Source organism: Paenibacillus lautus, from assembly GCF_050482385.1.
GTDB classification, from domain to species: Bacteria; Bacillota; Bacilli; order Paenibacillales; family Paenibacillaceae; genus Paenibacillus_AQ; species Paenibacillus_AQ lautus_B.
In genome coordinates, this window is record NZ_JBCNHV010000029.1 from 39,701 (window position 1) to 52,735 (window position 13,035).

General features: G+C 48.0%; 14 protein-coding genes. 13 read left to right on the plus strand and 1 reads right to left on the minus strand.

The window, feature by feature from the left end:
* Window positions 1-200 precede the first annotated feature (200 nt).
* From ABEW73_RS29910 to ABEW73_RS29930, 5 genes are all read left to right on the plus strand, one after another.
* On the plus strand, window positions 201-1,154 hold the full coding sequence (locus tag ABEW73_RS29910) for an ABC transporter permease (RefSeq protein ID WP_430165534.1): 954 nt from the start codon (window positions 201-203) through the stop codon (window positions 1,152-1,154).
* A 10-nt stretch (window positions 1,155-1,164) separates the two neighbouring features.
* The gene (locus ABEW73_RS29915) at window positions 1,165-2,067 is read left to right on the plus strand and encodes a carbohydrate ABC transporter permease (protein WP_430165643.1); all 903 of its coding nucleotides are present in this window, start codon (window positions 1,165-1,167) and stop codon (window positions 2,065-2,067) included.
* 63 nt (window positions 2,068-2,130) lie between these two features.
* The gene (locus ABEW73_RS29920; RefSeq protein ID WP_430165531.1) at window positions 2,131-3,729 is read left to right on the plus strand and encodes an extracellular solute-binding protein; all 1,599 of its coding nucleotides are present in this window, start codon (window positions 2,131-2,133) and stop codon (window positions 3,727-3,729) included.
* A gap of 151 nt (window positions 3,730-3,880) precedes the next feature.
* Window positions 3,881-4,273 carry a DUF302 domain-containing protein gene (locus tag ABEW73_RS29925; protein ID WP_430165528.1) on the plus strand — a complete coding sequence of 131 codons (393 nt, stop codon included), beginning with the start codon at window positions 3,881-3,883 and terminating at the stop codon, window positions 4,271-4,273.
* A gap of 430 nt (window positions 4,274-4,703) precedes the next feature.
* Complete coding sequence (locus ABEW73_RS29930; RefSeq protein WP_430165525.1) at window positions 4,704-6,089, plus strand: MATE family efflux transporter; 1,386 nt, start codon at window positions 4,704-4,706, stop codon at window positions 6,087-6,089.
* Between the two features lie 118 nt (window positions 6,090-6,207).
* Here the strand turns inward: ABEW73_RS29930 and ABEW73_RS29935 are convergent, their stop codons facing one another.
* Window positions 6,208-7,860 carry a CoA-disulfide reductase gene (locus tag ABEW73_RS29935; RefSeq protein ID WP_430165522.1) on the minus strand — a complete coding sequence of 551 codons (1,653 nt, stop codon included), beginning with the start codon at window positions 7,858-7,860 and terminating at the stop codon, window positions 6,208-6,210.
* A 257-nt stretch (window positions 7,861-8,117) separates the two neighbouring features.
* Between ABEW73_RS29935 and ABEW73_RS29940 the strand changes: the two genes are divergently transcribed.
* From ABEW73_RS29940 to ABEW73_RS29975, 8 genes are all read left to right on the plus strand, one after another.
* Window positions 8,118-8,378 (plus strand): metal-sensitive transcriptional regulator, encoded by a 261-nt coding sequence (locus ABEW73_RS29940; protein ID WP_098743178.1) that lies wholly within the window; start codon window positions 8,118-8,120, stop codon window positions 8,376-8,378.
* Between the two features lie 134 nt (window positions 8,379-8,512).
* A complete protein-coding gene (locus ABEW73_RS29945; RefSeq protein ID WP_430165519.1) occupies window positions 8,513-8,740 on the plus strand; it encodes a sulfurtransferase TusA family protein in 228 nt (75 codons plus the stop codon).
* 88 nt (window positions 8,741-8,828) lie between these two features.
* Window positions 8,829-9,314, plus strand: coding sequence for a DsrE/DsrF/DrsH-like family protein (locus ABEW73_RS29950; protein WP_076321091.1), 486 nt, complete (start codon window positions 8,829-8,831; stop codon window positions 9,312-9,314).
* Between the two features lie 43 nt (window positions 9,315-9,357).
* On the plus strand, window positions 9,358-9,717 hold the full coding sequence (locus ABEW73_RS29955) for a rhodanese-like domain-containing protein (protein WP_430165516.1): 360 nt from the start codon (window positions 9,358-9,360) through the stop codon (window positions 9,715-9,717).
* Window positions 9,718-9,744: 27 nt separating this feature from the next.
* Entirely contained in the window at window positions 9,745-10,041 is a 297-nt protein-coding gene (locus ABEW73_RS29960) for a rhodanese-like domain-containing protein (protein ID WP_430165513.1), read from the plus strand.
* A gap of 109 nt (window positions 10,042-10,150) precedes the next feature.
* Window positions 10,151-10,726 carry a sulfurtransferase TusA family protein gene (locus tag ABEW73_RS29965; RefSeq protein WP_430165510.1) on the plus strand — a complete coding sequence of 192 codons (576 nt, stop codon included), beginning with the start codon at window positions 10,151-10,153 and terminating at the stop codon, window positions 10,724-10,726.
* 108 nt (window positions 10,727-10,834) lie between these two features.
* On the plus strand, window positions 10,835-11,962 hold the full coding sequence (locus tag ABEW73_RS29970) for an MBL fold metallo-hydrolase (protein ID WP_430165508.1): 1,128 nt from the start codon (window positions 10,835-10,837) through the stop codon (window positions 11,960-11,962).
* 170 nt (window positions 11,963-12,132) lie between these two features.
* Window positions 12,133-12,909, plus strand: coding sequence for a sulfite exporter TauE/SafE family protein (locus ABEW73_RS29975; protein WP_430165640.1), 777 nt, complete (start codon window positions 12,133-12,135; stop codon window positions 12,907-12,909).
* Window positions 12,910-13,035: the final 126 nt, after the last annotated feature.

The window sequence follows — 13,035 nt, forward strand, 5'->3', positions numbered from 1 at the left end:
CTGATACAGAATTGTAAAGAATCGACAAGCCGCAGCAAGAATAACAAATTTACATGAATCCGCCTTGTCGTGGCAGGCAATGTAAAAAGTAACAACCCAGAACAATATCTACAGATTTACGATTACATCTTCGAACAGATAGCATGAGATTTAATAACCGTGGTTCACAAGTTCAATTTGAGAAAGGGGTTGGTTGGTTCATGACAGCCAAGACACTGCTTGCTGCCAAAAGTGCGGGGCGCGGGTTAAGGAAAAGCAGATGGAAGTCGGTTCTCAAAAATTGGGAATTGTATCTATTCGTTCTGCCCACGATGGCCTATTTTATTGTATTTCATTATTTCCCGCTGTATGGCCTGCAGATTGCCTTCAGGGATTATGCCCCCAGTTCGGGGATATGGAACAGCCCTTGGGTCGGTCTTGAGCATTTAAGGCGTTTTTTCGATTCTTATTATTTTTGGGATCTGATAGGGAACACGGTTGGCATCAGCTTATATGAAATGATCGTCGGGTTTCCGATCCCGATTATTATCGCGTTAGCGCTCAATGAGCTGAAGAACGGGGCGTTCAAGAAGTGGGTGCAGACCGTAACGTATGCGCCTCACTTTATATCCGTTGTCGTTATGAGCGGCATGATTATCGCCTTTCTGTCTCCGGGAACCGGTTTAGTCAATTTGGCCATCAAGGCTTTGGGTGGAGAACCTGTGCAATTTCTGGGCGAACCGGGCTGGTTCAAGTCTGTGTTTGTACTATCCGGTGTATGGCAAAGTATGGGCTGGGGGACGATTATTTACCTGGCGGCGCTGGCTGGAGTCGATCCCCAGCAGCATGAAGCGGCGATGATCGACGGTGCCACCCGGATGAAGCGCATATGGCATATCAATCTTCCAAGCATCCTGCCTACGATGGTGATCTTGCTCATTCTGAACGTAGGGAGCTTTATGTCCGTCGGGTTTGAAAAAGTATTCCTGCTGCAAAATCCACTGAATCTGGAGTCGTCAGACGTTATCTCCACATACGTATACCGAAGCGGGCTTGTGCAAGGCCAGTTCAGCTTCTCGGCTGCGATTGGCTTGTTTAACTCGGTCATCAATTTCATACTGCTGCTTACCGTTAACCGGATCGCCAAGAGAGTAAACGAGACAAGTCTATGGTAGAGGAAGGTGGATAACAAACATGAAAAGGAAACTTAGATCGGACAGAGTGTTCGAAATCATCAATTTCATATTTCTGTTCTTCATCCTGATCATCGTCTTATACCCGCTCGTATACGTTATCAGCGCTTCTATCAGTGATCCTGTCTATGTGAATCAGGGGACGATGTGGCTTTATCCCAGAGGCATTACGTTTGAAGGGTATCAGCGGGTGTTTCAAAATCCGGAGATTTGGTCCGGTTACAGAAACACGATTTTGTATACGGTTGCAGGAACAGCCATCAACCTGCTGTTTACGGTTCCAGGGGCCTATGCGCTCTCCCGCAAAGATTTGAAAGGCCGCGGGATTATGATGGGCTTGATCGTGTTCACGATGTTTTTCGGAGGCGGACTGATTCCATCCTTCCTGCTCGTCAGCTGGCTTGGAATGCTGAACACCGTGTGGGCGCTGCTGATTCCTAATGCAGTTGCAGTCTATAACCTGATTATTTGCCGCACATTTTTTCAAACCAATATTCCGAAAGAGCTTCAGGAATCGGCCGAAATCGATGGCTGCTCCAATACCGTTCTGTTTTTGAAAATCGTGCTTCCGCTCTCTGCTCCGATCATCGCGGTCATGGCCCTTTATTATGGGGTGACGCACTGGAACAGTTACTTTAGTGCGATCATTTACTTGAAGGACCGCAGCTTGTATCCGCTTCAATTAATATTGCGTGAAATCCTCGTGCAGAATCAGATGAACGATACGATGCTGATGACCGGAGACGACATGGAAGCGATGGCCAAACAGGCCAGGATTGCCGACATCATCAAGTATGCCGTCATGATCGTGTCCAGCTTGCCGATTATCGTTATCTATCCGTTTATGCAGCGCTTTTTCATGAAAGGTGTGCTGATTGGCTCCGTCAAGGGTTAACGGGCCACCTGGAATTTCACAAATGATGAACAATACAAGCTCATGGAGAGGGGAAATAAAGAAATGAAAAAATGGTTAAAAGGCAGTTTCTGTATCATTTTAAGCAGCGCAATTCTGTTAGCCGGGTGCAGCGCGGGTAATAAAGCGAATCATGCTGGGAATGAAAGTGGGGGAGAACCGAAAAATTTCAATACTAGCGGCTACCCGATTGTAGGTGAAAAAATCACGTTGACAATGATGGGAGCGAAAGCGGCCATTCACGGGCCTTGGGAGGATATGGTCCTATTTAAGCAAATGGAAGAAATGACAAATATCCATTTTAATTTCAATACGCCTCCAGCAGCTAACTATCAAGAGGCTAAGAACCTGGCGTTCGCAAGCCAGCAATTGCCTGATGTGTTTTTCAATGCTGGTCTTACACCTGACGATGAAGTTACATACGGCGGCCAAGGTTATCTGATTCCGCTGGAAGGATTGATCGAGGAGTATGCGCCGAATTTCAATAAGCTCATGAAGGATAATCCGGATATCAAAAAGTCGATCACCACCGTGGACGGGCATATCTACTCCCTTCCGCTCATTATCGATGAACCTCGTGCGTTTGTTCCGAACAGACTGTGGCTGAACGGGGACTGGATGGAGAGTTTGGGGATTACGACGGAACCAACGACTACGGATGAACTGTATGAGCTGCTGAAGCGGTTCAAGAACGAAGACCCCAACAAGAACGGCAAGAATGACGAAATTCCGATATCCAGTGAGAAACTGGGAGGCTTCCAGAGTGTGCTGCTGCCAGCATTCGGCTTGCTTGGCCGTGAAGTGGAGGTAAAGGACGGGAAGGTCCGCTTCAATCCGGTGCAGGATCAGTACAAGGAATATCTCGCTTATTTAAACAAACTGTTCACAGAGAAGCTGATGGATGAGGAAACCTTTGTACAAACGTCCCAGCAAATGACGGCCAAAGGTAATTCGAACCAAATCGGTGCTTTCCCACATTCATCTCCAGATCTCGTCCTGAAGGTTGATAAACCGGAAGACAATTTAAAGCATCCCATGCTTGGGACGCTGACCAGTCCGGTCAACAGCGAGAAGCTGGCGATGAAATCATCGAAAATTCGCCGCGGTACATTCGCGATTACGAGTCAGAATAAGTATCCTGAGGCGACGATGCGGTGGGTCGATTATTTGTACTCCTCCGAAGGCAGCAAGCTCGGGATTTACGGAAACAGCATCAAATGGCTGGATGACGCCAAAACGAAGTGGGAGTTCGATTTTCCAGAAGGAATGAACAGTGAGGAATATCGGGCGAAGTTAACCCCGGACTGTGGCGGACAACTGCCATTGATCAAGGAAAGAAAATTTGACGCTATGCGCGACAACGGCAAAGGGCCGGATTACAACAAAATGGTGGACGAGAAGTTGAACCCTTATGCGGTGCAGGCATACCCGGATGTGTATTTCAGCAATGATGAGCAAAAAAGACTGAATATCATTAAGACGGACATTAAAACCTATGTCGATCAAATGGAAGCGAAGTTTGTTGTTGGCCAGGAGCCGCTCACGAAGTGGGACGATTATGTGAAGATGATTAACAAGATGGGTCTGGATGAAATGCTGAAGATCTATCAGGATGCATATGACCGCTGGAACAAGTCGGAATAATCAAGATGAAGAACCATGATTCATGATTTTATTTCAGGTTAATTTATTTAGTGTCACGGAAGTATTTCCATACCGGATTGGCTACCATAAGGCTAGTCGAGTGCGATCGGCACCTGCATTATAAAATGACTACCATTCTGGAGGGATAAACATGTTTCACTATACGGTAGAAACGGATAAGTCAGTAGACGAAGCCATTGCTGCATTGGAACAAGCGTTGGCCGAAGAGAAGTTCGGTTTGCTGTGGCGATTCAGCATTCAGGACAAATTGAATGAGAAGGGCATCGAGTTTGATCAGAAGTATGAAATACTGGAGGTATGCAATCCGATTGAGGCGAAAAAAGTGTTGAGCGAGAACGACTTGGCCGGGTATTTCCTGCCTTGTAAAATCACCGTTTATGAGTTTGAAGGGGGAACAAAGATCGGACTCCCGAGGCCTACGGCGCTTATTGGCATGGTGGAGAATGAATCCTTTGAATCCCTGCGGGGCATTGCCCAGGATGTGGAGAAACGGCTTATTGCTTGTATCGATAACAGCAAATAAATTCTCACATTTGGCGTGAGTGAAAAAGGATGCCGACACGTTTGTGCTCTGAACGATCAAGTTGATTACATCCATGGCATTTTACAGAAGAGGCCACCTTCTAAAGGCTCTGACAGAAGGTGAAGCCTCTTCTGCTTCTATATAAAGGGTTACAACCTGGAGACTATCATGTTGCTCCGTTTATCAGCGGTTTACGGTCTTTTCCTGTGGCGTACATTCGTTGACAGTACACGGGTCTGGTGGTATCCTCCAATCAAAGACGGGGTTTATCCGGATCAAATGAATCAATCCGTATTTGTCCCCTTGGCGAGGGAGTGAGCTCTCCCAAGCGGAACGGTTACGGCAGCCATTTCTAAATACCGTAAGCCTTTAAGCTCTTCGCATGAAGAGTTTTTTCTTTTATATTACAACGAAAAGAATGTGATGACAGATGTTGGTTCGATTACGAACCCAAATGAACGGCTTGCTTCAACAGCATTTATCCGGGGAGTCGATGGACTACCGGCAGATTTTCGCTTTATTTTTCCCGATATTGATCGACCAGGCATTCATCATCGGGTTGAACCTGGTGAATACGGCCATGATCAGTTCGTCGGGCGTATCGGCGGTCAGCGCCGTGAACATGGTGGACTCCCTGAACATCTTCCTGATCAATGTGTTCGTGGCGGTGGCTACCGGGGGCACCGTCGTTGTCGCGCAGTATAAGGGAAGCGGCAATGCCTTGATGGTATCCCGCGCTTCTGCGGCCACCGTTACATCGGTGGCGATGATCGCTTTAGCGATCGCGCTGCTGATCATTGGGCTTCATCAGCCGGTGCTGAATCTGCTATTTGGCTCAGCGTCACCCGAGGTGCTGGAGAGTGCGCGAGTGTATCTGATCGGAAGCAGTACTTCCTTTATCGGAATTGCCATCGTGCAGGCCGTTTGCGGCGCGCTGCGGGGGATCGGCAAGACCCGGGCTTCACTGGCATTGTCGTTAATCATGAACCTGCTCTACGTTCTGCTCAACATCGTATTCATCACCCTGCTGAATATGGGCGTTATGGGCATGACGCTGGCGATTAACATCGCCCGCTTTGCCGGTGCGGCCTGCGCACTCTACTATCTGTTCAGAGTGGATGCCACGCTGCATATCCGTCTGCGAGATCTGTTTCACTTCCCGATATCCATGCTGCGCAAAATTATGTTTATCGGGCTTCCGTTTGCAGCCGAGCAGATGTTTTTTAACGGGGGAAAGCTCTTGACTCAAGTGTTTATCGTCAGCTTGGGTACGTACGCCATTGCAACGAACGCGATCGGGTCTTCGCTTGCGGCCGTCTTCCAAATTCCAGCCAGCGCGTTGTCCTTAACGATTGTAACCGTCGTAGGTCAATGCATCGGCCGCGGTAATATAGCGGATGCCCGGAAGTTCATCAAATCTTTTTTGTGGCTTGGGGCAATCTCGCTGGCCTTGATGGGTTTGATTTTGATGCCGCTCTACCGGCCGCTGGTCGGGCTGTTCAACCCGCCTCCGGAAATCGTGAACGATCTGTTTGTGGTGCTGTTGATTAACACCCTTGTACAGGTTCCGCTATGGTCGATAAGCTTTATTCTGCCTTCGGCGCTGCGTGCGGCAGGCGACTCGCGTTTTACCTCGATCACTTCGATGCTGACCATGTGGCTGTTCCGGGTGATTCTCGGTTATATTATGGGGATTGTTCTGGGCTGGAGCATTCTCGGCGTATGGCTGGCCATGAACTGTGAATGGGGCGTAAGGGGAGCGGTCTTCCTATGGCGCTTCCGCGGCAAGAAATGGTATGCGCACAAACTGATCTAAGCCATTATCTATTGCATATAAAGATGAAAAGCCCCGGATTTTCCAGGGCTTTTTTGCATGTTGTTTTTTATTGTAAGCAGTATGTCCATCGATTCCAGACAGATTTAATTAGGAGCGATTATAATGGCTTATAAACCGCTGCGTACGTTTTCCAGCCGCCGTCCAGGTTCTTCACCCGGAATCCATGCTCGTTCAAAATACGCGCCGCCAAATATCCGCGCAGCCCAACCTGGCAAGTAACGTACAGCGTTTCATTCTCCGGCAATTCCTTCAGTCGGCTGCGCAGATCATTAAGCGGAATGTTGATGGATCCTGGGATATAACCTGCTTCCCTTTCCTTAGGCTCACGAACGTCGATCAAGGTTGCACCGTTCTCAACCAGATCGTTGATTTCCTGCCATTGTACCGTTTCAACCAAGCCATCCAAAATGTTGGTGGCAACATATCCGGCATAGTTTACCGGGTCCTTGGCGGAAGAATAAGGGGGCGCGTAGGAGAGCTCCAGTTCCGTCAAGTCCCATACGCTGAGATTTCCCTTGATCGCTGTAGCCATGACATCGATTCGTTTATCTACGCCGTCTGCTCCAATCGCTTGGGCCCCATAGATTTGACCTGTTTCCGGATGGAATAACAGCTTCAAGGAAATGGGATACGCCCCGGGGTAGTACCCGGCATGTGACGAGGGGTGAATATGGATAGCTTGATAAGGTGCATGTATCTGCTTGAGACGTTTTTCATTGATACCCGTAGCCGCAACCGTCAGATCAAAGACCTTGGCGATCGACGAACCGAGCGTGCCCTTGTAGCTATTGTTTTTCCCATAGATATGATCTGCAACAAGCCGTCCCTGCCGGTTGGCAGGCCCCGCGAGAGGAATAAAGGCCTGGCTCTGCATAACAAAATCCTTCACTTCGATGGCATCGCCGATCGCATAGATGCTCGGGTCAGCGGTCTGCAAATACTCATTCACCTGAATTCCCCCGCGATCATGGACGGGAAGACCTGCGTCTACCGCGAGCGAATTCTCGGGACGGACGCCAATCGATAGCAAAATCATATCGGTTGATATTTGGTTGCCGCTGGAGAGTTCGATTCGTTGGCCGCCGTCATGAAAAGCTTGAACTCCGTCTTCCAGAATCAAACGAACGCCTTTTTCCTGAAGATGCGAGTGCACGATAGCGGCCATCTCATAGTCGAGCGGTGCCATAACTTGGTTCGCCATTTCAATGACTGTTACGTGAACGCCGCGATCGGTAAGATTCTCCGCCATCTCAAGGCCAATGAACCCGCCGCCAACAATAATGGCTTCCTTCGGGTTGTTATGGTCTATAAAATGTTTGATTCGGTCTGTGTCCGGGATATTCCGCAATGTGAATACGTTACGGGCTTCGGACAAGCCGGGAATATCCGGCACCACGGGCTTCGCGCCGGGCGACAGGATTAGGTGATCATAGCTCTCCGTGTAGGTTTCTCCGGTCTTAAGGTTTTTAATCGTAACCATCTTCTCATCACGTTGAATGGATGTAACTTCACTTAGATTCCGTATATCCAGCTGATATCGGCTGCTGAGGCCGGGCACGGTTTGAACCATCAACTTATTGCGATCCTGTATAGTTTCTCCTATATAATAGGGCAGGCCGCAGTTGGCAAATGAAATATATTCACCGCGTTCTACTAAAATAATGGTAGAGCTCTCATCCAATCTCCGTAGTCTGGCTGCTGCCGAGGCCCCTCCAGCCACACCGCCGACAATGACGATTTTTTTGCTCATGGTCTATTCCTCCCTTAATTGGCGTATATTATGAATTGAATCTGTATACCCTATGGGGTATCATAACATATAGCAGCCATGCTGTGTGTGACAAATATCAAACAGGATAAAACAAGTGGTGAACAGACTAGTCGTTATGGATATATGGCATCTTGAACTTGACAATATACCCACGGGGGTATATATTAATATCATGTAAAACAATATGAATTCTAGTTAAATAAAATAACAAAGTATATGGATAGGAGGGATTCGAGATGAATTACAATGATCAGATGAAGAATCGGGTGAAACGCATCGAAGGTCAGCTGCGCGGTATCCTGAAGATGATGGAGGAGAACAAGGATTGCAAGGACGTGATCACCCAGCTCTCGGCAACACGGACGGCAATAGATCGCACCATAGGCGTCGTAGTCAGTTCAAACCTTGTCGAGTGCGTACAGAAAGCCGAAGAGAGCGGGCAGGACACAGAGAAGCTTGTGGTCGAAGCGGTAAATCTGCTCGTAAGAAGCAGATAAGTGAAGGACTTAACCCTTTGATTCATATCAAGATGGAAACTAAAGCATGATTGACACGACATTCAATATCATTTAATATACCCATATGGGTATTTAACAATATATTTTTTCATCACTTCTAAGGAGGAATTATAATGAACGCGGAAAAAGTGTTGGATGCAAAAGGCTTGGCATGTCCTATGCCAATCGTGAAAACGAAGAAAGAGATGAAGGATATGGAACCAGGTCAAGTGCTTGAAATTCATACAACCGATCAGGGCGCGAAGAGTGATCTGGCCGCATGGGCCAAGTCGACAGGCAATGAATTGCTGGATCATCAAGAGGACGGCGGTGTGTTAAAATTTTGGATTAAAAAGGGCTAAATTTTTTTAAGTTCCATAATACCCATGGGGGTAAGGGTAAGGTGGATGTCCGAATTTCATTAATCATTTCACAGGGGGAGATTTTAACGTGACAGAACCAAAAAAGACAACGATCGTATTATTTAGCGGCGATTATGATAAAGCCATGGCTGCCTATATCATCGCAAACGGCGCTGCCGCGTATGACCATGAGGTAACGATATTCCACACCTTCTGGGGGTTAAACGCACTGCGTAAGGAAGAGGATGTGCTGCTGCCTAAGAAAAAGAGTTTTATGGAGAAAATGTTCGGGAAAATGATGCCGCGCGGGTCCGATAAAATGGGACTCTCCAAAATGAATTTTGCCGGAATGGGTCCCAAAATGATTAAGGGTGTGATTAAGAAGCACAATGCCGTTCCGCTGCCGCAATTGATTGAGATGGCACAGGAGCAGGACGTGAAGCTGGTCGCATGCACAATGACGATGGATCTGTTAGGTTTGCAAAAGGAAGAATTGCTTGACGGCATTGAGTACGCGGGTGTTGCGGCGTATTTGGGTGATGCCCAGAATGGCAATGTGAACTTGTTTATCTAATGGAATAGAGGCAATTATGCCTCTATAAAGAGAGGAATTCAAGATGAATATACTCAATATCATGTTCATTGCACTAATTGTCCTGTTTTTCGTATGGAGAATTCTCCCGACCAAGGGAGTCAGACAGATTACCGCGTCACAGCTGAAGCATGAGCTGAAGGACACAAACAAACAGTTCATTGATGTCCGTACACCGAGTGAATTCAAGGGAAATCACATTCGGGGTTTTCGAAATATTCCGCTGGATCAGCTTCTGCAGAGCAGCGATTCGCTTTCCAAGGATCAGGAAGTTGTATTGATCTGCCAGAGTGGTATGCGAAGCAATAAAGCCAGCAAATCATTGAGGAAGTCAGGTTTTGAGAAGGTGACCAATGTCAAAGGCGGCATGAGTGCCTGGTCCTAAATTTGTAATAGGGAGTTGTTTATCAACATGAGAGAGATTTCTCCAAAAGCAGTTGAGCAGAAGCTGAATGATGGGGTTACTATGAATTTTATTGATGTGCGAGAAACGGAAGAAGTCGCAGAAGGGAAAATTCCGGGCGCCATCAACATTCCGCTGGGTTTGATTGAATTCCGCAAGCAGGATCTTGATCCATCAAAGGAATATGTCATGGTTTGCCGATCCGGTGGCCGCAGCGGCCGGGCAACGGAATACTTGGAGGGTCAAGGTTATCAAGTCGTCAACATGACGGGCGGCATGCTTGCATGGGAAGGCAAAACAGAGTAGCTGTGTTCACATTTGAGAAAGAATAGGTGTGTTTGGAGCACCTTTTTTTTGAAACGAAATATACCCCTGGTGGTATATGGAAAATAATACGATGGAGGTTCGATATTATATGACAGCAATTGAATCCAATGTAAAGCTTGACGCAAAAGGGCTGGCATGCCCGATGCCCATCGTCCGCACGAAAAAAGTGATGAAGGATCTGGAAGCCGGTCAAGTGCTGGAGGTAGAGGCAACCGACAAAGGGTCCAAGGCCGATATGAAGGCATGGGCTGAAAGCACAGGACACCAATATCTCGGAACGATTGAAGAGGGTGATGTTCTGAAGCACTATCTGCGCAAAGCTTCCGGAGAAGAAACGGCAGAACGAACCTATCCGCATATCGCGGATCATGCACAGCTGGAGGAGAAACTGCAGTCCGGTGCACCAATCGTTGTTCTGGATGTGAGGGAAGCGGCGGAATTTGCCTTTGAGCATATTCCGAATGCGGTATCCATGCCGCTTGGTGAACTGGATAAACGTATGGATGAGCTGAACAAACAGGATGAGATCTACGTCATCTGTCGTACCGGAACCCGCAGTGACATGGCAGCTCAAAAGCTTGCAGCTAACGGCTTTACAGGCATTGTGAACGTAGTGCCGGGCATGAGCGGTTGGGGTGGACAAACGAAGAGCTTAAACGATTGATCAAATGGTTAAGAAGCCCGCCGGTTAAAGCATGCTGCGTGATTCCGAGCTTTAAAACGCAGGTTGAAGCATTTATAGATGATTAAACTTACGAGGAGGAATAACAACATGACAGTAAGAGAAATGCAAGCACAAGAGGTGGCCATGAAGGCGATTCAGAAAGAGAGCCTGTTCATATTGGACGTAAGGAACCCTTCGGATTTCGAAGATTGGAAGATTGAAGGCGAGCGAATTCAGCATTTGAATATCCCTTACTTTGATTTGATCGATGGGGTGGAAGATATTCTTGATCGGATTCCGTCCGATCAAGAAGTACTCGTAGTATGCGCCAAGGAAGGATCGTCGGTGATGGTGGCTGAGATGTTGGCCGAGCACGGCCGGAATGTCGCGTACTTGAAAGGTGGAATGAAAGCCTGGAGTGAACACCTTGTACCACTGAAAGTCGGCAACTTGGCAGACGGCGGCGCGCTCTATCAGTTCGTTCGAATAGGAAAAGGCTGCTTGTCTTATATGGCGGTATCGAACGGGGAAGCAGCATTGTTTGACCCAACCCGCATGACGAAGGTTTATCTTGAATTTGCTGAGAGGATTGATGCAGAAATTAAACATGTGTTTGATACCCATCTGCATGCGGACCATATTTCCGGTGGACGAATGATTGCCGAGCAGACGGGGGCAGTTTACTGGCTTCCGCCGAAGGATGCCGGCGAGGTCGTGTATAATTACGAACCGCTGGAGGATGGTAACGAGGTGATGATTGGCAGCACAAGAATCCGTATTGAAGCGCTTCATTCCCCGGGGCATACCATTGGCTCCACTTCGTTTGTTATCGATGATCAGTACCTGCTGACAGGCGATATTTTGTTTATCGATTCCATTGGCCGGCCGGACCTGGCAGGTCTTGCAGAGGATTGGGTTAGCGATTTGCGGGAGACGCTTTATGCCCGTTATACCGAATTATCGGATGATTTGATCGTGCTGCCAGCCCATTTTATGATCATGGAAGAACTGAATGAGGACGGAACGGCTGCGAAGAAACTTGGGGAACTTTACCGGGAAAACCATGGTCTGAATATAACCGATGAAGCAGAGTTCCGAACGATAGTAACGAAGAATCTGCCGCCACAGCCTAATAGCTATCAGGAAATCCGTCAAACGAACATGGGGAAATTGAATCCTGACACGGACCAGCAGCGTGAGATGGAGATCGGACCGAATCGGTGTGCGGTGCGTTAATTCTGACCGGACCATCCGTTCTTTATAGATGGATTAACAAAATATGCACGAAGGATGCTCAGTTCAGAAGTCAGAACAAGATGGAGCCTGGAACAACACAGATTAAAAAGAGAAGGGGAACCAGTATGGGTTCCCTTTTCTAAAGAAGTAAGGGGGGGAACAGGGTGGAACTGAATATAACCTTCATCATCACGATATTTTTAATCGGATTCATTGGCTCATATATTTCCGGAATGGTTGGCATTGGGGGTTCGATAATCAAATACCCGATGCTGCTGTATATCCCGCCGCTGTTCGGTCTTGCGGCATTCACGGCACATGAAGTGTCGGGCATAAGCGCCGTACAGGTATTCTTTGCCACGATCGGCGGCGTTTGGGCGTACCGCAAGGGCGGATATCTGAACAAGACGCTCATTATCTATATGGGGTCAGCCATATTGCTGGGCAGCTTTATCGGCGGCTTCGGCTCCAAGATGATGAGTGAAGGCGGTATCAACCTCATCTACGGAATACTGGCACTTATTGCAGCCGTTATGATGTTCATTCCTAACAAAGGCGTGGACGATATTCCGCTGGACCAGGTCAAGTTCAATAAGTGGCTCGCCGCTGGACTGGCTCTTGTGGTCGGAATCGGGGCCGGTATCGTCGGAGCGGCGGGTGCTTTTCTGCTCGTTCCAATTATGCTGGTTGTATTGAAAATACCAACCCGGATGACCATTGCAACCTCACTGGCGATCACCTTCATCTCATCCATTGGCTCAACGGTGGGCAAGCTGACCACGGGACAAGTGGATTATATCCCGGCGCTCATTATGGTTGTTGCCAGTCTCATCGCTTCGCCGCTTGGAGCAGCCGCAGGTAAGAAGATGAACACGAAGATCCTGCAGATCATTTTGGCTGTGCTGATCCTGGCAACGGCTATCAAAATTTGGCTGGACATTCTATGATCGCAAGGCTCCAGGTGCATCCTGACTGTCCCTGGTAGATCCACTATATATCACATGCAAAGAGGCTATTCCCGAACCATTCGGGGGCCTTTTTGGTGTATTTAAGGAAAAGACGCACGTGATTGA